Here is a 19,484-nt window from a genome sequence, read left to right as displayed (position 1 = left end):
CGGCGGTGGCGCATGAGGCTGCATCGGCTCGAGATGGTGGCGTTCGGTCCGTTCGCCGAGCCCACCGTCGTCGATTTCGACGCGCTCGGTACCGACGGGCTGTTCCTGCTGCACGGGCACACGGGCGCGGGCAAGACGACCGTCCTCGATGCCATCGCGTTCGCCTTGTACGGGCGCGTGCCGGGAGCGCGGGGGGAGAGCAAGCGCCTGCACTCCGACCACGCCGACGTACAGACCCAGCCCCTGGTCACCCTCGAAGCCACCCTCGGTGGCCGGCGCCTGCGGCTCACCCGTAGCCCGGCGTTCGAACGGCCGAGCAGCCGCGACAGCACCAAGGTCCGCGAGATTCAGGCCAAGGGCACCCTCGAGTGGCTCGACGGCTCGGGCGAGAACCTGTCCCGGCTCACCGACATCGGTGACGAGGTGATGCGCCTGCTCGGCATGAGCGCCGACCAGTTCTTCCAGGTGGTGCTGCTCCCGCAGGGCGATTTCGCCAGATTCCTGCGCGCCGAGAACGAAGACCGCGAGAAGCTGCTCGAAAAGCTCTTCGACACCCAGCGTTTCGGCACGGCCGAGAAATGGTTGTCGGATCGGCGCCGCGCGGCCGAAGCCGATCTGGCCACGCGTCGGCAGGGCATCGATCGCCTGATCACCAAGGTCGGCATGGCGGCGGGTTACGGCGGCGCGGAATCGATCGGGATCCTCGACGCGGTGACCTGGTCCCAGGAACTGCTGGCCACCGCACGCACTGCCCTCGCCGAGGCGACCACGAATGCCGAACTGCGGCACAAGGAATCGGGCGAGGCCCGCACCGAAGCCGAAGCGCAACGCCGCATCACCGAGCTGCGCGCCCGGATGGCGGCGGCCCGCGCGGAGCTGGCCGCGTACGCCGCCTCGGCCCCCCGCCGCGCCGAACTCCAACACGAACTCGACCAGGCCCGCCGCGCCGAACCCGTTGTCCAAGCCATCGACGAAGCCCGCTCGACAGTCCGCACCTTGCGCCGCGCCGAAGCCGCAACCCGAAGCGCCGCAACCACATTGGCAGACCAGCTCAGAGCCCCTGCCGCCGCCGACATCGCGGGCGTAGACCTGCTGACCGTTGTGATGGACGACCCGATCGGCCCGTCTGCCGGCGTTCTCGGTTCGGGCGCGGGCGTTGTCGATATCCGCGGTGATCTCGATGCGGGCATCAGTCAGTGGAACGCGCTGCTCGGTGTGCTCGGTGAGGTGCGCGCCGATGCGGTGACCGCGCGTCAGCTCACCGGCGATCTCGCCGCCCACGAGAGCGAAGCCGCTCGGCTGACCCAGCGCGCGGGCGACCTGGGCAAGCGGCGCCTCGAACTGCCGACGGCGATCGCCTCGGTGCAGGAACAGTTACGCGAGGCGACCGATGCGGCGGCCGCGCTGCCCGGAGTGCGCAACGAGCTGGCCAAGTGGCAGGACGCTGCGGCAGCGGCGGTCGGAATAGCCCGGCAGCGGCCGGCTTTGGACAAGGCGCAGGCCGAACTCGATACCGCTCGCCGTGCCCATCTCGATGCCAGGGAGCGCGTGCTCGACCTGCGCGCACGCCGCCTCGCGGGGATGGCCGCCGAGCTCGCGGGCGCGCTCACCGACGGTGCGCCGTGCACGGTCTGCGGTTCGGCCGACCATCCCGAACCGGCGCGGCCCACCGATGACGCGGTGTCCAAAGCCGCCGAGGACAGCGCACACGCGGCCGAACAGGTCGCCGAGGCCGCGCGGGAGCGCATCGCCGAACGCATCGGCGCCATCGAGCGCGAGATCGAGGCGCTGATCGCGCGCGGTGGCGACGCCGATCCGGTCACCCTCGCCGACGCGGTCCGCACCGCCACCCACCGCTTCGACGACACCGCCGAAGCCGCCGACCGCGCCCCCGCCCTGACCACCCGGCTCGAGGCCCTTCGCGCCGAGGAGACCGCACTCCACGACCGATCCCGCGACCTCGACGCCCGCCTCGGCACCGTCACCGCCAACATCGCCACCACCCGCACCCGCCTCGACGAACTCACCGCCCGCCTGCGCACCGCCGCGGGTGCCGACGACACCGTCGACGCCCGCACCGCCCGCCTCGAGTCCCTCATCACCGTCGCCGCAACCCTGCGCACCGCTCGCACCGAGGAATCCGCCGCCCGCAACGCTGTGCAAACCATCGCCGATCGCGTGGAAAACCTCGCCCGCGCAGCAGGTCTCGTGCCCGAGGGGTACGGGGCCGCCGTCGTCGCCGAACCGAATACCGCCGACGCCGTGGTGACCGCGGATGTCGCTCCCAACGCCGACACGGCCATGGCGGATGGTTCCATGGCAGCCAACGCCACTGACGTCGCCGCGGGAGCGGGCAACGCTTCGCCGGCCGACGCAGACGGGGCAGCCGACCTCGCAAAGACGGTGGATGGCGCCGCGAAACGCCCGACCGAGCACGCCAGAAGTGCACGTGAATCCCGTGCCGTGCGCGCCGACCCCGAAATGCCGAGCCTGTTCGACCTTTTCGAGGAAGATCCGATCGACGAGGAACCGGCAGACGAAGTCTCCGAGATCGAGCCGGCAACGCCCCGCGACGACATCGCACAGCTCACCGCCTACGCGCAGGTCGTCACCGCCGTCGCGCGGACCGCGCAGCAGCAGGCCACGATCGAACACGAACTCACCGCCGCGGACCGCGCCCGTGCGCATGCCGAGGCGGTGCTGGCCGAACCACAGATCCGCGCTGTCGCCGAGCAGACCCCGGGCGACCTGAACGCGCTGGAACGCCGGTTCAGCGAAGCGCAGGGCGCGCTCACCGCGGCGGTGGCGGCACAGTCGGCGGCCACCGAGCGCGTCGCCCAGCTCGAGCAGCTGGGCACGCAGCTGTGGGGCGAGGTCGAGCGGATCGCGCCTAAACAGCGTGATTTCGACGAGTTGGCGGCCGTGGCGGAAGTAGTCGCGGGCCGTGGCGAGAACAACCGGCGAATGTCGTTGCGCTCCTATGTCCTTGCGGCTCGGCTGGAAGAGGTCGCCGTCGCGGGCTCGCTGCGGCTGCGCCGAATGTCGGGCGGCCGTTATGAATTCGTTCACTCGGACAAGGCGGGCCCGCGCGGCAGGCGCGGCGGCCTCGGGCTCGATGTCCGCGACGACTACACCGGCGCCATCCGGTCGGCGAAGACCCTCTCCGGCGGCGAAACCTTCATGGCCTCACTGGCCTTGGCCCTCGGCCTCGCCGACGTGGTCGCCGCCGAATCCGGCGGCCTGGTCCTGGACACCCTGTTCATCGACGAAGGTTTCGGCAGCCTCGACGCCGACACCCTCGACGCGGTCATGGGCGTGCTCGACGAACTCCGCGCGAACGGCCGCGTGGTCGGCGTCGTCAGCCACGTCGATGAAATGCGTCAACGCATCCCCACCCGCCTGCACGTCCTGCGCGGCCGCGCAGGCTCTCACCTCGAAGCCACCGTCGCGTAATCGACGCCGTCGTGGCGTCGACGGCAGCCGCGCGCGATGACAAGACGGCGATTACGCCGGCGCCTTGTCGAGTGCCGACCGCGAACGGCTAGGAGTAGGCGCGAACCCGGGGAGCTTGCCGTCGACGAGCGGGATCATCAGCTGGACCAGCGGTCCGATCCCGAAGGCGTAGACCAGCGTGCCGATCCCCACACTGCCGCCGAGGAACCACCCGGTGGCCAGCACCGACACCTCGATACCGGTACGAACGGACCAGACCGGCCATCCGGTGCGAGCGACCAGTCCAGTCATCAGTCCATCGCGTGGTCCCGGACCCATGCCCGCGCCGATATAGAGCACTGTCGCCGCGGCGTTCACCACCACCGCGGCCAGCATGGCCAGAATCCGCAACCACAGCCCGTCCACCGCCGGGATCAGCCACAATCCGGCGTCGACCGCGATCGCGATCACCACCACATTGCTGACGGTCCCGAGCCCCGGCCGCTGCCGCAGCGGAATCCAGGCGAGCAGCACGGCGATCCCGGTCAGCGCGGTCACCACGCCGAAACTCAACGGCACATGCGCGGCGACCCCCTGGTGGAACACATCCCACGGGTCGAGCCCGAGCCCCGCCCGGATCATCACTGCCATCGATGTCCCGTACAACCACAAACCGACATACAGCGCGACCAGGCGACGAGTGAGCATAGCTAACAGAATCCGGCCTACTGGACCTGAAAAAAAGAGCCAATCGACGATCACTGGACTGGACTTCCGCCGAATCGTCACGCGGCGCTCCCTGCACCCACCTAGTGGGCTGAACCGGGGCGTGCGGCGATGGCCGCCGCCCCGGCGCATGCTCAGCTCTCGTGCGCGAGCAACCAGGCCTTGGCCTCCAGCCCCCACCGGAACCCGCCGAGCGCTCCGCCGATCCGCAGCACGCGATGACACGGCACGAACAGCGCCGCGGAGTTGCGAGCGCAGGCGTTGGCCGCGGCCCTGGTGGCCGCCGGACGCCCGGAGAGTCCGGCGAACTCCGTATAGGTCACCGGTTCGCCGGCCGGTACCTTGCGCAGGACTTCCCAGGCGTGGACCAGGAATTCGCCGGACTGCTGCCGCACCGGAATCGCGTCGATCGCGGTGAGATCACCTGCGTGATAGTCGATGACCGCCTTGGTCACCGCACCGAGCGAATCCCGTTGCCGCAGTTCGGCCGGGCGCAATGTGCTGTGGACGAGGCCGGTCAGCGTGGTCGGGTCGCCGGTCCAGCCCGAGGCGAGTACGGCGCCGTCGGCATCGACGATGGTGGTGAACGGGCCGATCGGCGTGCTGACGGTCGCGACATCGGCGAGACGAAGAGCAGTGTCAGTCATGGGTTTTCGCTTCCTGGAGAGCGGGTTCACGGACAAGCGCGCCACGATGTTCGAGCGCGGTCTTCCACAAGTGCATGGACAGATAGGAGCGCCACGGCGCCCAGCGGGTGGTGTTGGCGAGGTCGATTCCGGCCCGTGCGGCGCCCTGCCGGACCACCAGGTCGGTGTCGAGCAGAATGTCGGGATCGGCCAGGGATCGCATGGTGACGTAATCGGCGGTCCAGGGCCCGACGCCGTCGAGCGCGAGCAGGTCGCGCCGCAGGTCATCGGCGGTGCGGCCGGAATGCAGGACCAGTTCGCCGTCGGCGATCGCGCGTGCCGCGGACACGATGGCGGCCACCCTGCGCGCCGGGCCGGTCAACACTTCGGCACCGTGCTCGGCGATGGCCGCGGCCGTCGGGAACAGCCGCGGCACCGGCCCTTCGATCCGCTCACCCAGCGCGTCCACCAGCCGCGCGAGATGCGTGCCGGCCGCCCGCACCGAGATCTGTTGCCCGATCATGGTGCACAGCAACAATTCTGAGCCCTCCAGGCACCCCGGCACCCGGATTCCCGGCGTGAACCCGTCGGTGCCGCTGATCCCCAGCGCATCGTCGATCCCCATCGGATCCGCATCCAGATCGAGCAGATGCCGCACTCGTGCCACGGTCGGCGCCAGATCGCGCATATCCCGCAATGCCAGCTCGGCCCGCACATGGCCGGGCTGAAACGACAGCCGAACAGTCGCGTGCCCGTGCGGAGTACGCAGGCTGCGCGTGTAGACGTCGTCGTCCCACAGTTCCGTCCCAGCCACCGCGTGTGCCGAGAGGAACCAGCTCAGCCAGCCGGTATCGAGCGGTTCGCGGTACGGCAGCCGCAAAGTCAGCAGACCGGGCGTGCCCGGCGCGACCACATCGGCGCGCGGCGATCGGCGCAACTCGGCCCGCATCGTCGTCGGACTCACCGCGAACACCTCGCGCACCGTGTCGTTGAACTGCCGAATGCTGGCGAATCCCGCCGCGAACGCGATGTCCGACATCGGCATCTCGGTGGTCTGGATGAGCAGCCGCGCGGTGTGCGCACGATGCGCCCTGGCCAGCGCGAGCGGCCCCGCCCCGAGTTCGGTGGTGAGCACCCGCGTGAGCTGACGTTGCGAATAGCCAAGGGTGGCAGCCAATCCCGGCACCCCACCCCGCTCGATCACCCCGTCACCGATCAACCGCATGGCACGCGCGGCCAGGTCGGCCCGCACATTCCACAGCGGCGAGCCGGGCGCGGCATCGGGCAGGCACCGACGGCAGGCGCGATAACCGGCCTGCTGGGCCGCCGCCGCGGTGGGCAGGAACGACACATTGACCCGCTTGGGCGTGATCGCCGGACACGACGGCCGACAGTAGATGCCAGTCGTGCGCACCGCGGTGAAGAACTGCCCGTCGAAGCGGGAGTCACGGGTGGAGACCGCCCGGTAGCAGCCCTCGAAGTCCAAAGCACTGATGGTCACGAGTTCCACAATGGCACCCACTCGGTCGGGGTGCTAGCGGAAATCGGCCATCTACCCGACCCCGGCGGGCCCTGCTCGGTGCCCCGGTGGCGCAGTCTCGAGCGAGACGGTCACCCGAGCGCGAGCTGGCCTTTCGTCAGCTCAGCGACAGATCGTGTCGTCTGGCGTAGGTGTCGCGGCAGCCGATGGCACAGAATCCGATCGTCTTGCCGTCGTGGTCCAGCGTGATCGCACTCTTACCCGCGGTGACCGTCATGCCGCAGATCGGGTCGAGAAGTTTGCCCTCGGGGACGGTGTATTCCCCGGACGCGAGCAGGGCCTGGAACTCCGCGGTGAGTTCGGCCATCACGCCGTCGCTGTCGGTGGCCTTGCCGTTCATGCCGATCCGGCGGTTGGCGATGCCGACGACATTGATCCACAGATCGCCGACGTCGCGGGTCCAGCCGCGGGCACGGTCGACGCGGCCGATGGCGGCGCGGACGGTGCCCATCATGTGGGCGCCCGATTCGTCGCACCAGTCCTCGGGCAGGGTGATGGTGGCGATCACCGGTGGCGCGCCCGATCCCGCGATCGGGCCGTCGCCGGTGTGCCAGTCGCGCAATTCCCGGAACGCGACATGAGTCATCCGCCGCGCGCGCCGCATGGTCGCCTCCGGTGCGTCGTCGGCGCTGGTCATCGTCGCGACGAGGGCGGTGGCGATGGTGTGGTGGTCGTCGGCGGTATAGGTGCCTGCCGGGTGGGCGATCTCGATGAGGAACATGAGTCCATGATGGTTTCGCGCGGGGTCGGCAGTCGATTACGCGGGAGGTAAAGGCGACGGCGTCCTAGAGTGGCGCCTATGGGTGATCAGCCGACGGTGGGATCGTTACTGCGGCAGTGGCGCCAGCGGCGGCGGCGCACCCAGCTCGAGCTGTCCTTGGCCGCCGGTCTTTCGGCGCGTCATCTCAGCTTCGTCGAGACCGGACGGGCCGTGCCGAGCCGGGAGATGATCGAGCGGCTCTGTGACGAACTAGAGGTGCCGTTGCGGGCCCGCAATCATCTGCACCTGTGCGCGGGATACGCGCCGGTGCACACCGAACGACCCCTGCGCGATCTGGGCAGGGTCAGGGTCGCCGTCGAGGCCGTCCTCGCCGGCCATGAGCCGAATCCGGCGGTGGTGGTCGACGCACGCTGGAATCTGTTGTCCGCCAACCGCACCATGACCGGGTTTCTGGCCGCAGTCCCCGCGCACCTGCGCGAGCCGCACACCAACATGCTGCGCGCCACCTTGCATCCGGACGGTCTCGCCGGACAGATCCGCAACCACGGGCAGTGGCGGGAGCACACGCTGCGCCGGGTGCGCCGCCAGCTCGACCGCATCGCGGACCCGGCGTTGGCCGACCTGCTCGCCGAGCTCGAGAGCTACCCGGTCGCAACGGATTCCGGTGAAATCGCCGGTCGCCTCGACGCCGACGTGTGCACGCCGATGCTGCTCGACACCGAGGCGGGTCCGCTGTCGCTGCTCTACGCCGTCACGGTCTTCGGCTCGCCGCGCGATGTGACGCTGGACGAGATCGCCGTCGAGATGTTCTTCCCCGCCGACGACAACACCCGACGGGTACTGGCCGCGATGTCGGCCTCGTCCGGTGTGCTCGTCGGTGGCAACGGTTGAGGTCAGCAGCAGCGGTTGGTGGGATTGCGTTCGGCCTCGGCATAGCGCTCGCGCCAGTAGTCGCGCACCGACGGTACCGGCGCCCCCGGATGGGTGCGGCGCAGGTGGTCGACGTAGCGCTGGTAGTCCTGGCCGCCGTTGATCGCGCTGTACCAGCGCGCGATTCCACGCGCGGCGGCCCAGACTCGCTGGAGGATCGCTCGCGGCCCGGCGACCGCGGTGGTGCTGTCGAGCGGGCCGGCCGCAGCGGTGCGGACGGTCGGTTCGATGAACCGGCCGTCCGCACCGCGGGTGATATTCACACCGGTCATATCAGGAAACGTGCGCCGATCCGGGCGCGCTCACCTTGCCCTCGGCGATCAGCACGTCCCATTCCTTCTGCACGTCCTTCTCCGCGGCGGTGGCGACAAAACCACTGGGGGCGAAGATCTTCGACGGCTGCTCCTCGGATTCGGTGCTGGTCACCGTGCCCGTCCGGATCGCCTTCACGCACACCAGCACACCGACGACGGTGACGATCAGCACCAGCACGGCGAACACGATCGACAGCGTGCCCTGGATGAAGGTGTTGCGGATCGCGATGTCGACCTGCTCGGGCGTCTTGGCCGTCAGGCAGGCCTTACCCGCGTCCTTGGCGGCCTGGCACAGGCTGTGCTGCTTCCAGTAACCGAGCTTGGGATCGTCGGAGAAGATCTTCTGCCAGGACGCGGTCATCGTGACCACCAGATCCCAGGCCAGTGGGATGCCGGGAATCCACGCCCACTTCCACTGCCCGCGCTTGACGATGATCGTGAGTACCACGATCAGCGCGATCGCGGCGAGTAGCTGGTTGGCGATGCCGAATAGCGGATACAGCGCGTTGATGCCACCGAACGGATCGTTGACGCCCATCAGCAGCACCCCGCCCCAGCCCGCGACCACGATCAGCGAGCACAGCCAGGCACCGATCCGCCACGACGGATCACGGAACTTCTTGAACCCACCACCGAAGTTGCCGAGCGCGTCCGAGACCAGGAAGCGCGCCACCCGAGTGCCCGCGTCGATGGTGGTGAGGATGAACAGCGCTTCGAACATGATCGCGAAGTGGTACCAGAACGCCTTCATCGTCGAGCCGCCGAGGAATTGGGAGAAGACCTCGGAGATGCCGACGGCCAGGGTCGGGGCGCCACCGGTGCGCGAGACGACCGAATTCTCGCCCACATCGGCGGCCGCGTCGGAGAACAATTCCGGCGTCGCGGGCGGGCCGGACAGGCCGAGCGAATTCGTGAACTTGGCGGCACCTTCGGCCGTGCCACCGGTGAGTCCGGCCGAGGCGTTCATGCCGAAGTACAGGTGCTGGTCGATGATCGAGGCGGTGATGATCGCCATGACCGCGACGAACGACTCCATCAGCATGCCGCCGTAGCCGATCATCCTGGCATTGGATTCCTTGGCCAGCAGTTTCGGCGTGGTACCCGAGGAGACGAGCGCGTGGAAACCCGAGAGCGCACCGCAGGCGATGGTGATGAAGAGGAACGGGAACAGACTGCCTGCGAACGCGGGTCCGGCACCGGTGTGCGCGAACTCGGAGACAGCGGGCGCCTTCAGCACGGGCATCGTGATCAGGATGCCGACGGCCAGCAGCACGATCGTGCCGACCTTCATGAACGTCGACAGGTAGTCGCGCGGGGCGAGCAGCAGCCACACCGGCAGCACCGAGGCGATGAAGCCGTAGACGATCAGGGCCCAGGCAATGGTGGTGCGCGAGAGTGTGAACCAGTCCGCGCCCCACTCGGTTTCGGATACCCAGCCGCCGCCGATGATCGCGGCGAGCAACAGCACGATGCCGATCGCGGACACCTCGCCGACCGCACCCGGTCGCAGATACCGCAGGTAAACACCCATGAACAGCGCGATCGGGACGGTCATCGCGATGGAGAACACGCCCCACGGGCTCTCGCCGAGTGCGTTCACCACGACCAACGCCAGCACCGCGAGCAGGATCGTCATGATCACCAGAATCGCCACGATCGCCGCGACACCACCGACAGTGCCGAGTTCGTCGCGCGCCATCTGGCCGAGGCTGCGGCCACGTCGACGGGTCGAGGCCCACAGCACCAGGTAGTCCTGCACCGCGCCGGCGAACACCACGCCGACGATGATCCAGATGGTGCCGGGCAGATAACCCATCTGCGCGGCCAGCACCGGACCGACCAGCGGACCGGCACCCGCGATGGCGGCGAAGTGATGCCCGTAGAGCACCCGCCGGTCCATCGGCATGAAGTCTTTGCCGTTGTCGTAGATCTCGGCGGGCGTGGCCACGTCGTCACGCGGCTTGGTGATCTTCCATTCGATGAACCGCGCGTAGAAGCGGTAGGCGATGATGTAGGTACAGACCGCCGCGATCACGATCCATACCGCGTTCACGGACTCGCCGCGCACGAACGCGATGATCGTCCACGCGATGGCGCCGAGCACCGCGATCCCCGCGAACACAGCCTTCTTCGCGGGCGTGATCGGGGTGCGATCGACGACACCGACCGGAGGCAAATCCGGATCGGTCCGCAGATATTCGATGGTCGCCATTGACAACTCTCCTGTATAACGCGCAGAGCCTCGGGTGAAGCATCGACAACGTAGCCGATCCCGGAACTGCGTCGGAGAGATTCGCACACGATCGTGCGCAGAATGAAATTTTGTTCAGCTGGTCATTCGCCGCGGTAGGTGCCGAAGCTCCAGAGGTTGCCTTCCGGGTCGGCGGCGCTGAAGCCGCGGGAGCCGTAGTCCTCGTCGCGGAGTTCGCGGATGATGGTCGCGCCCGCGGCCTCGGCGCGGGTGTAGAGGGCGTCGGGGTCGTCGGTGACCAGGTAGAGGTTCGCGACGCCGGGTGGGCGGGTGCCGAACGGGGTGTCGTTGCGGCCGGTGGAACCGAACATGATGCCGCCGCCCGCGGGCCAGCGCAGTTCGCCGTGCTCGACGATCGAGGCGTCGTTGTCTCGTGCGTAGACCGCGGTGGCTTCGAAACCGAAGGCGGTGGTGAGGAAATCGACCATGGCGCGGGCGTCGTCGAAGGCGAGGCAGGGCCAAATGGTGGTTGTGGTGTTCGTTGAAGTAGCCATGTGTTCAGCCTCGCGCTTCGGCGGCGCTCGGGTCTTGGACGGATGGAATCTCCTCGGCGAGCCACACCGTGGGGGCCACGCCTGCCAGCTCGGCGAAGTCGCGGTTCATATGGGCCTGGTCGTAGTAGCCGCAGGTGGTCGCGATCTGGGCGATGGAGATATAGGACGGCGTGCCGGCGAGCATGCGCCTGGCGCGCTCGAACCGGATGATCCGCGCGGCCAGTTTCGGGCTCGCGCCGAATTCGGCGGTGAACTTGCGGGTCAGGTGCTGGCGGGTCCAGCCGATTCGATCGGCGAGCGGGTTGATCGGGCAGGTGCCGCCGGTTTTGACGAGCGCGCGCCAGGCCATCGACAGTTCGGGCCCCGCGAGAGTGTCGGTTCGCGCCGCCGCGGTCAGGGCGCGATCGCACGCGGCGAACCGGCTCGGCCAATCCTGGTGCGATTGCACAGCATCGGCGAGTTGATCGCCCAGAATCCTTTGCGCTTGGGAACATTCGATCGAGGTGTCCCACAGTTCGCTCGCGGGCATCCCGAACAGCACCCGGCAACCCAGCGGGGTCAGCTCGATCGCCACGCCCTCCTGGAAACCGGTGTGCGCGATCATCGCTGGGCTCGCCTGCAGTCCGCTCAACACACAGCGGTAACTGCCGGGGGCTTGGTGTGGATCGGTCTGCTCGATGACATCGATGGTCGGGCCGACGGCGACGATGAACGTCATGTGCCGGGAGGGCAGGCCGCGGTGCAGGCCCGGCTCGAAACCCACGAGCCGATAGCCCACGTACCGGTCGATGAACGCTGCCAGCACCGGGGCGGGGGCCGCTGTCACCACCTCGGTGGTCGCCTCCATGTTCGCCACGCTACGCCGAGAACACCGGTGGCGACCAGGTCAGACGTCTGCCCGTCTCGGGCGCACTCGCGGCAAGCCCGCGGGAAACCGGCCGCGGTGTGGCATTGCCCACGCGTCCCAGCCTCCGAGGTGGGGTACCCAGCATCCGAAGGTGCTCTCCGCAACGCGGGGGCGGCGGTGAGATTTCGCACTCGCGGGCGCACGGTCTGTGAAAACGCGAGGTCAGCCGGTTAATCTTGCGCCTTCGCTCAATTCTGTAGGAGGTGTCATGCGGCGGGTTCGATACGAACGCAGCGGTGGTTCGGAGATGCTCGAAGTCGTCGCGGCCGAGGTGCCGGTGCCCGGTGCCGGTGAGCTGCTGGTGCGGGTCGAGGCGATCGGGGTGACCCTGTCGGCGATTCGGCGGATCAGCGGCGAGGCCGAGCAGGTGCGCGCCGAGGTGGCCGGTGAGGTCGTCGCGGTCGGTGACGGGATCGACGGCTACAGCGCCGGGTATCGCGTCGTCGGGCTGTGTACCGCTGACGCCTACGCCGAGTACGTCGTCCTCGCGATCGACCAGGTCTCGGCGATCCCGGACGGCGCTTCGGCGGTCGACGCCGTCGCGTTGATGCGCAGCGGTCTCGTCGCCCTCGGCGCCCTCGACACCGCCGCACCGCGCGACGGCGAAACCGCCCTGGTCACAGCCGCCGCGGGTGGTGTCGGCCACCTCGCGGTGCAGCTGGCCCGCGTGCGCGGCGCGAGCTGGGTGGTCGGCGCGGTGTCCGACGAGTCGAAGGTCGACTTCGTGCGCGAACTCGGCGCCGACGAGGTGTTCACCTACGACCAGCTGCACTGCGGCAAGCAGGCCGATTACGCCCTCGACGGCGTCGGCGGCACCGGTCTCGGCGGCACACTCGCCGGTCTCGCCGAGGGTGGCCGCGCGGTCACCTACGGCACCGGCGGCGGCCTCATCGACACCGAAGACCTCCTCGCGGGCGGTAAAACCCTCACCGGTTTCCGGATCGGGCGTCTCGCTCAGCGCGACCCGGCTCGCTACGAGGACCTGCGCCAAGAGGTCTGGCAGTACTACGCCTCCGGTCTGCTGCACCCGGTCGTGCACGCCGAGTTCGCCCTCGACGATGCCGCCGCCGCGCACGCTGTCATCGAGCAGCGCGCCAACCTGGGCAAGGTCGTCCTCGTTCCCTGATCAACGCCCACCGTGCCGTTCGCGGCTCGGCCAGCTGGTCAGGCGCCTGACCAGCTGGCCACAAGGGGGCCGCGAACCCGCCGCGCCGCAGGTGCGGCAAGATAAACACAGTGAGCCTCACCCTCGGAATCGTCGGCCTGCCCAATGTCGGAAAGTCGACGCTGTTCAACGCGCTGACCAAGAACGACGTGCTGGCCGCGAACTACCCGTTCGCGACCATCGAGCCCAACGTCGGCGTGGTCCCGCTGCCCGACCCGCGCCTGAACAAGCTCGCCGAGATCTTCGGTTCCGAGAAGATCGTGCCCGCCGTGGTGTCGTTCGTCGACATCGCCGGCATCGTGAAGGGCGCCTCCGAAGGCGCGGGCCTCGGCAACAAGTTCCTCGCCAACATCCGTGAGGCCGACGCGATCTGCCAGGTCGTGCGCGTGTTCGCCGACGACGACGTGATCCACGTCGACGGCCGGGTCGACGCCGCCGCCGACATCGAGGTCATCGAAACCGAGCTCATCCTCGCCGACCTGCAGACCCTCGAGAAGGCCATCCCGCGCCTCGAGAAGGAAGCCCGGGTCAAGAAGGATCGCAAGCCCCTGCTCGACGCGGCCAAGGTCGCCGAGGGGTTCCTCAACGAGGGCACCACGCTGTTCGCCGCGGGCAAGAAGATCGACGCCGACCTGCTGCGTGAGCTCTCCCTGCTCACCATCAAGCCGTTCCTCTACGTCTTCAACGCCGATGAGTCCGTTCTCACCGACGAGGCGAAGATCGCCGAGCTGAAGGCTTCCGTCGCCCCCGCCGACGCCGTCTTCCTCGACGCCAAGGTCGAAGCCGAACTCCTCGAACTCGACGACGAATCCGCCCTGGAACTCCTGGAATCCATCGGCCAAACCGAACCCGGCCTGCACGCCCTCGCCCGCGCCGGCTTCCACACCCTCGGCCTGCAGACCTACCTCACCGCAGGCCCCAAGGAATCCCGAGCCTGGACCATCCACCAGGGCGACACCGCCCCCAAGGCCGCAGGCGTCATCCACACCGACTTCGAACGCGGCTTCATCAAGGCCGAGATCGTCGCCTTCAACGACTTGGTCGATGCCGGTTCCATGGCAGCTGCCAAGGCCGCGGGCAAGGTCCGCATGGAAGGCAAGGACTACATCATGGTCGACGGCGACGTAGTAGAGTTCCGCTTCAACGTCTAGCGCGAGTTAGCTCGATCGAGCCCGAGCGTGCTGTGTCGCCCCGAGAAAAGCTAGTTCGCGGGAGTCATCTGTGTCTGCTGCATAGGGGTGGGATTCGCGCAGCCCTGTGCAGCTGACTCGCGGCACACCGTCTTTCGGCACCGGTCCGCGCGGGCATTAGCGTTTGATTACCGAGCGCCGAAGCGGCACATCACTTCACGTTTGCCGACGGGGCGAAGCGACTGCGAGAAGCGACGTTCTCGGCATGGATGGTGCTGTCATCTTGCGAGTAGGTTGTTCAGCGCCCGCACTGCCCTGTGCGCCGCGGCGCGGTCGGGATGTGTCCTTGACTGATGCCGTGCGAAGTGATGGGCGAGTAGGTCTCGATCCGTTCGGTCCCATGCTGCTGAGAGCTCAGCTAGTCGCACGGGGCCGAGAAGGTCTGCGACCTCCTCGCCGAGGAAATGCAGTGATGCGAGATCGACATCCAGTTCGGCTCTGATCAGCAGATCGGTGCGAATTTCGTAGAGTGAAGCCGTGATATCGGCGTCTCCCTGGTACCAGGCACAAATCGTCGCGATGTCCTCGGCGTCCTTGTATTCGCCGTTGGCGGATCGATCGCACCATGCCTTCAGCTTCAGCGCGGTGTAGCCCGCTGGCGTCGGAATCCGTACCTGGTAACCGCTCGGAAGTCGCAATTCGATCGAATGTGCGAAGACCTCGCGGAAGCCGAAAACATCAATGGCTTCTTTTCTGCCTGCTAGGGAGGTCGTCCCGACAGGATCTTCGATGTCGCCGAACGGCACCACATCGACCGCCATTCCCGCGATCGAAAACCGGATGTCAGTGGTTCCCGACCTCGGGTGCGCCGCGATGATGCGGCGGTAGGCGGCGTCACCGTCGACGGCGATCGCTACATCGAGGTCGTAGGTGGAGCGAAGTAGGTCGATGCGGCCGAATCCGGTGTGCAGCAAGTCGCGACACTGCGCACCGATGATCATGATCGCCGCGTCGTTGGTCTCGGCGCCCGAGATCAATGCGACCACCACGCTATCGATCAGATCCACTGACCGCTGATCGATCCGGCTGAGGTCAAACAAGATGGTCCTTCCTCAAGCTTTTTGCCACTTCGGATTGCCGCGGCTCCTTCGAAGCCAGGAGATCCGCGTAAACCAACAATGGGGGCGCCGCGGACCTGACGAATTGGCTGTGTTCATCGGACGGAGGAGCCCAGTCAGGTGCTTTCCAGAATTTCTGGCGAACCTCGATGTTCGGATCATCCGACTTCTGCCAGCGGTTGCGGACGGCCTCCGCGAGGTCGAAGTTCTCGGCATAAATTGTGAGTGTCTGTGGCTGCCTGATCATTTCGACAGAAGACTCCCCGCTCACGAGGCATCCTGCGGGCGCACTCCAGCGGTCGATATTTCCGCGAAAGGAGAGGTTCCGGATCTTCGGAAGTAGTGCGCCCCTGAAAGCGGCGGCCCACAGATCGATCAGTTCATCGCGGCGGTGGAGCGATCTGCCGATCAGATAGTCGGCTTCTTTCATGATCTCGAGCGTCGACTGCGTGATCCCTACCGATGTTCCGGCAGCTTCAGCGATTCGCCGGACCGGCATCTCCGCCATGTTCGACCAGGTGAGCAGCACGAAGAGGACCTGCATCCGTCGGCCGCTGAACAGGTTTGCCTCCGCGGCCAGTGGGCTCGATGCCGTGGCGGGACCAGAGCGCCCGCGGATATCGACGAGGACTGGTCCGAAGTTCAGGTGGATATTGCCCGCGTAGTCGATGTAATCGATGTCCGCGGCAACCAGAGCGTCAGCGGTGCGACCGGTGACCCGTGGTCCGGTCACCAGCAGGCGATGCATGTGATCTTGCTGGTCGATTCGTGCCAGCTCGGACAGGGTTGCGCGCGGTAACCAAGCCATCCGATAGGTCGTCTCGAAGCCCTGTCGGCGCACGTCGACAATCGCAGTCTGCTCTGACGTCCAGCGCCGCACGGAGAGGTCGATCGAGTACTCCGCAAGTCTCCGTGCCAGCGATTGTTCGATGTCATCAAGCCGCGTTCGGTCCGACATGTTGTTCATTTTAACTGAACAACATGAAATATTGAACAACGCATCGCTGTAAACCCAAGGAATTCCGAGCCGCTTCCTCTGACCTCTCAGTCCAGCGGTAAGTGACACCTAGGTGGTGTTCTGGGCACCCTCGGGGGTGCGGGCTCAGTACTCGGGGCCCTGATGGTGGGGGGCGGTTCGGCGGAGAGTTGGTGTTGTCACCGCACGCGAACCGGAGGTTCCGATGTCGAACATCAGCACAATCGCCCGCTCGGCCGAGCGTCGTGTTTCGGTGTCGACCGGTGATGGGGTGGAGCTCGCGGTTCGGGAGTACGGCCGGCGAAACGCGGACCTGACGGTTGTTCTCATTCATGGGCATTGCCTGCGGACCGAGTCGTGGACGGATGTGCGGGACGCGCTGTTGCGCGAGCATTCCGGTGCGAAGGTGATCTGCTACGACCATCGCGGGCACGGTGACTCCGCCGCGGCATCGAGGCAGACCTACAACATCGAGCAGCTCGGTCATGATCTGCACGAGGTGCTCGACGTGGTCGCGCCGACCGGGCCGGTCGTGCTGGTCGGGCATTCGATGGGTGGGATGACCGTGCTGACCTACGTCGACCAGTATCGGCACGAGGTCGGGACGCGCATCGTGGGCGTCGGCCTCGTCGCCACCGCCGCGAGCGGGCTCGCCGACGCGGGTTTCGGCCGACTGCTGCACAACCCGATCGTCCCTGTTTTCCAGGCCGCGGTGCGGCGGGCACCGCGCCTGATGCAGCAGGTGAAGGTGCTGGCCTGCAAGGTCTTCGCCCCGGTTGTGCGCGCCGCCGAGTTCGGCGATCGAAAGGTCAGCGCGCGCGTGCTGGCGCTGGCCGAGGCGATGCACAACGCGACCTCGATCGTCACCATGGCCACCTTCCTGAGCGCCTTCAAAACCTTCGACCGCACCGCCGCCCTGGCCACCCTCTCGACCATCCCCACCCTGATCCTGTGCGGCTCCGCCGACCTGATGACACCCCCGTCGCATTCCGTCGCCATGGCCACCGCCGTCGACTACGCCGACCTCGTCCAGATCGACGGCGCGGGCCATTCGGTCATCCTCGAACAGCCCACCCAGGTCGCCGCGGCCATCACCCGCCTGGTCGCCCGCGCAGTTCAGACCGACCGTCCCGTGCGCGCCCAGCTGGCACTCGTCGCCTGAGCAACCAGCGCCTGCTCCAGTACCTCGAGCCCTATGCGGAGGCCGCTCGCACCTGGCTGCACAGCGAGGCCGAGGTTGTCGACACCACCGACCTCACGCCGGCTGAAGCCGCCAAGCGGATCGCGGACGCCGTCATCGGCTGAAGGTCGATCGAACTCACGACTTGGCGACGGCCAGCGCACCGTGCGGGCGGACCTCGCCTGCGGCGGGGTGGTGTAGGCGGGCGAGTTCGATGAAACCGGCCTTGTGGAGGGTTTCGGCGAGGTGGTCGGCGGGCCAGCGGTAGGCGGTGGTCACCTTGTGGGGGAAGGGTTCGACGGTGTCGGCGGACTCGAAGAAGCCGACGACCAGGCGCCCGCCGGGGGTGAGGACGCGGTGGAATTCCGCCAGCACGCTGGGGAGTTCGGTGGGGTCGAGGTGGATCAGGGAGAACCACGCGAGGATGGCGGGGACGGATGCGGTGGGGGCGTCGAGGGTGCGCAGGGAGCCGAGTTCGAAGCCGATGCCGGGGTAGGTGGTTCGGGCGTGGGTGATGAATTCGGGGACGATGTCGATGCCGGTGGCGGGGATGCCGGCGTCGGTTAGGAATTTGGTGAAGTGGCCGGGGCCGCAGCCGAGGTCGAGGACCGGGCCGGGGGCCAGGTGAGTGCGGGCGAAGGCGGTGTCTTCGGGGGGCAGGTCGGTGGGGGAGCCGAAGAGGTCGATGTAGAGGTCGTGGATGGCTGTGTAAGCGGCTTGAACGGTGTTGTCGGGCACCCGGCCGACACTAGCCACTGGACAGGGCATGCCCCGTTTCGTCCATCGTTTGTGTCCGCAAGACCCGGGTAGTCGAATGTAGGGAGCCGTTTTCCCAGTCGTAGACACGAAGGGATCGACGATGCCGATCAAGCCTGTTCGACGCATTGCTCGCGCGCTGCTGGGGACCACATTCGTGGCCGCCGGAGTGAACGGGTTGATGAATCAGAAGCCCCGCGCCGACGCCGCGAACGCGCTGGCCGCGAAGGGCAGGACCGGTCTGCCCGACGCACTGGCCGCGCGGGTGCCCGACGATCCGAGTCAATTCGTGCGAGTCAACTCCGCGGCGCAGGTGGTCGGTGGGTTGTTGCTGGCCAGCGGACGGGCACCGCGGCCCGCGGCACTCGTGCTCGCCGCGACTGTGGTGCCGGGGACCGTCACCGAACAGGACTTCTGGGCCGAGAACGACCCCGACCGCAAAGCAGCGAAGCGGGTGGGTTTCCTGAAGGATCTCGGGTTGCTCGGCGGATTGATGATCGCGGCGGCCGACACCGAGGGCAAGCCGTCGCTGGGCTGGCGGGCACGGCGGGCATTCTCGCGTGAGGAGCCGCGCATCGCGGCCGAGGGCGCTGCCATCGCGGCCGCGGCCAAGGTTCGTGGCGCGCAGCTCGCCGATGTCGCCCACGAGCAGGGCACGCACCTGGCGGAGGTCGCGAACGAGCGCGGTTCGCAGCTGGCCGAGATCGCCCGTGAGCGTGGGCCGCAGCTGGCCGACGCGGTGCGCAATCGCAGTGCACACCTGGTCGAGGTGGCCAAGGACCGTGGCCCCGAGGTGGCCGAAGCCGTACGGACCCGTGGTACCCACCTCGTCGAGGTGGCCAGAGATCGCGGTCCCGAGGTAGCTGAGGCGGCCCGCACCCGCGGTGCCCACATGGCCGAAGTCGCCAAGGAAAAGGGGCCTGAGCTGGCCGAAGCCGCGCGCGAGCGAGGCACCTACCTGGTTGATACGGCCCGCGAACGCGGCTCGGAACTGGCCGCCGCGGCGCGCGAGCGCGAGGAAATCGCAGCGCCTGCCCGTCGGTGGTCGAGGCGATAGGTTCCACCCGGCGAATCCCGTAGGCACTGCGAACTCGGCAGCACCGCCCGCGCGGCCGTCACGGGCGAACCGGCCGGTCAGTACGTGGATGCCCCGACAATCGTGGTCTGGTGCCCCGATGTGGTTGTGGCGCACCATAGATCCGGGGTCGGGCACACCGG

Annotated in this window: 17 protein-coding genes; 6 read left to right on the top strand and 11 right to left on the bottom strand. The window is 67.8% G+C overall.

The window, feature by feature from the left end; translation table 11 throughout:
• The first annotated feature begins 12 nt into the window (after positions 1–12).
• The gene (locus ACWZHB_RS23260; protein WP_427903947.1) at positions 13–3,453 is read left to right on the top strand and encodes an AAA family ATPase; all 3,441 of its coding nucleotides are present in this window, start codon (positions 13–15) and stop codon (positions 3,451–3,453) included.
• A 51-nt stretch (positions 3,454–3,504) separates the two neighbouring features.
• Here the strand turns inward: ACWZHB_RS23260 and yczE are convergent, their stop codons facing one another.
• The 4 genes from yczE to ACWZHB_RS23240 form a co-directional block, all read right to left on the bottom strand.
• On the bottom strand, positions 3,505–4,140 hold the full coding sequence (gene yczE, locus ACWZHB_RS23255; RefSeq protein WP_427903946.1) for a membrane protein YczE: 636 nt from the start codon (positions 4,138–4,140) through the stop codon (positions 3,505–3,507).
• Between the two features lie 152 nt (positions 4,141–4,292).
• A complete protein-coding gene (locus ACWZHB_RS23250) occupies positions 4,293–4,805 on the bottom strand; it encodes a methylated-DNA--[protein]-cysteine S-methyltransferase (protein WP_427903945.1) in 513 nt (170 codons plus the stop codon).
• Positions 4,798–6,294 carry an AlkA N-terminal domain-containing protein gene (locus ACWZHB_RS23245; protein WP_427903944.1) on the bottom strand — a complete coding sequence of 499 codons (1,497 nt, stop codon included), beginning with the start codon at positions 6,292–6,294 and terminating at the stop codon, positions 4,798–4,800. Before ACWZHB_RS23245 ends, ACWZHB_RS23250 begins: the two co-directional genes overlap by 8 nt.
• A 127-nt stretch (positions 6,295–6,421) precedes the next feature.
• A complete protein-coding gene (locus tag ACWZHB_RS23240; protein WP_427903943.1) occupies positions 6,422–7,045 on the bottom strand; it encodes a hypothetical protein in 624 nt (207 codons plus the stop codon).
• Positions 7,046–7,123: 78 nt separating this feature from the next.
• On the opposite strand from ACWZHB_RS23240, the gene ACWZHB_RS23235 reads away from it, so the two are divergent.
• The gene (locus ACWZHB_RS23235) at positions 7,124–7,936 is read left to right on the top strand and encodes a helix-turn-helix transcriptional regulator (protein ID WP_427903942.1); all 813 of its coding nucleotides are present in this window, start codon (positions 7,124–7,126) and stop codon (positions 7,934–7,936) included.
• A gap of 2 nt (positions 7,937–7,938) precedes the next feature.
• Here ACWZHB_RS23235 and ACWZHB_RS23230 read toward each other — a convergent pair whose 3' ends face one another.
• From ACWZHB_RS23230 to ACWZHB_RS23215, 4 genes are all read right to left on the bottom strand, one after another.
• Entirely contained in the window at positions 7,939–8,247 is a 309-nt protein-coding gene (locus tag ACWZHB_RS23230) for a YbdD/YjiX family protein (protein ID WP_427903941.1), read from the bottom strand.
• Position 8,248: 1 nt separating this feature from the next.
• The gene (locus ACWZHB_RS23225) at positions 8,249–10,501 is read right to left on the bottom strand and encodes a carbon starvation CstA family protein (protein ID WP_427903940.1); all 2,253 of its coding nucleotides are present in this window, start codon (positions 10,499–10,501) and stop codon (positions 8,249–8,251) included.
• 122 nt (positions 10,502–10,623) lie between these two features.
• On the bottom strand, positions 10,624–11,034 hold the full coding sequence (locus ACWZHB_RS23220; RefSeq protein ID WP_427903939.1) for a VOC family protein: 411 nt from the start codon (positions 11,032–11,034) through the stop codon (positions 10,624–10,626).
• A 4-nt stretch (positions 11,035–11,038) separates the two neighbouring features.
• On the bottom strand, positions 11,039–11,881 hold the full coding sequence (locus ACWZHB_RS23215; protein ID WP_427903938.1) for an AraC family transcriptional regulator: 843 nt from the start codon (positions 11,879–11,881) through the stop codon (positions 11,039–11,041).
• Between the two features lie 268 nt (positions 11,882–12,149).
• On the opposite strand from ACWZHB_RS23215, the gene ACWZHB_RS23210 reads away from it, so the two are divergent.
• Positions 12,150–13,067 carry a quinone oxidoreductase family protein gene (locus ACWZHB_RS23210; RefSeq protein WP_427903937.1) on the top strand — a complete coding sequence of 306 codons (918 nt, stop codon included), beginning with the start codon at positions 12,150–12,152 and terminating at the stop codon, positions 13,065–13,067.
• 110 nt (positions 13,068–13,177) lie between these two features.
• The gene (gene ychF, locus ACWZHB_RS23205) at positions 13,178–14,257 is read left to right on the top strand and encodes a redox-regulated ATPase YchF (RefSeq protein WP_427903936.1); all 1,080 of its coding nucleotides are present in this window, start codon (positions 13,178–13,180) and stop codon (positions 14,255–14,257) included.
• 257 nt (positions 14,258–14,514) lie between these two features.
• On the opposite strand, the gene ACWZHB_RS23200 is transcribed toward ychF, so the two are convergent.
• Together ACWZHB_RS23200 and ACWZHB_RS23195 are read right to left on the bottom strand one after the other, a co-directional pair.
• Positions 14,515–15,303 carry a hypothetical protein gene (locus ACWZHB_RS23200; protein ID WP_427903935.1) on the bottom strand — a complete coding sequence of 263 codons (789 nt, stop codon included), beginning with the start codon at positions 15,301–15,303 and terminating at the stop codon, positions 14,515–14,517.
• Positions 15,304–15,328: 25 nt separating this feature from the next.
• Positions 15,329–16,312 carry a type IV toxin-antitoxin system AbiEi family antitoxin gene (locus ACWZHB_RS23195; RefSeq protein WP_427903934.1) on the bottom strand — a complete coding sequence of 328 codons (984 nt, stop codon included), beginning with the start codon at positions 16,310–16,312 and terminating at the stop codon, positions 15,329–15,331.
• A gap of 223 nt (positions 16,313–16,535) precedes the next feature.
• Between ACWZHB_RS23195 and ACWZHB_RS23190 the strand changes: the two genes are divergently transcribed.
• The gene (locus ACWZHB_RS23190) at positions 16,536–17,492 is read left to right on the top strand and encodes an alpha/beta fold hydrolase (protein ID WP_427903933.1); all 957 of its coding nucleotides are present in this window, start codon (positions 16,536–16,538) and stop codon (positions 17,490–17,492) included.
• Between the two features lie 156 nt (positions 17,493–17,648).
• Here the strand turns inward: ACWZHB_RS23190 and ACWZHB_RS23185 are convergent, their stop codons facing one another.
• Complete coding sequence (locus tag ACWZHB_RS23185) at positions 17,649–18,248, bottom strand: class I SAM-dependent methyltransferase (RefSeq protein ID WP_427903932.1); 600 nt, start codon at positions 18,246–18,248, stop codon at positions 17,649–17,651.
• 121 nt (positions 18,249–18,369) lie between these two features.
• Here ACWZHB_RS23185 and ACWZHB_RS23180 point away from each other — a divergent pair, with 121 nt between their 5' ends.
• Positions 18,370–19,323 (top strand): DoxX family protein, encoded by a 954-nt coding sequence (locus tag ACWZHB_RS23180; protein ID WP_427903931.1) that lies wholly within the window; start codon positions 18,370–18,372, stop codon positions 19,321–19,323.
• Positions 19,324–19,484: the final 161 nt, after the last annotated feature.

The sequence above is a fragment of the Nocardia sp. FBN12 genome (assembly GCF_054031145.1).
This window is presented reverse-complemented; position numbering and strand designations above follow the sequence as displayed.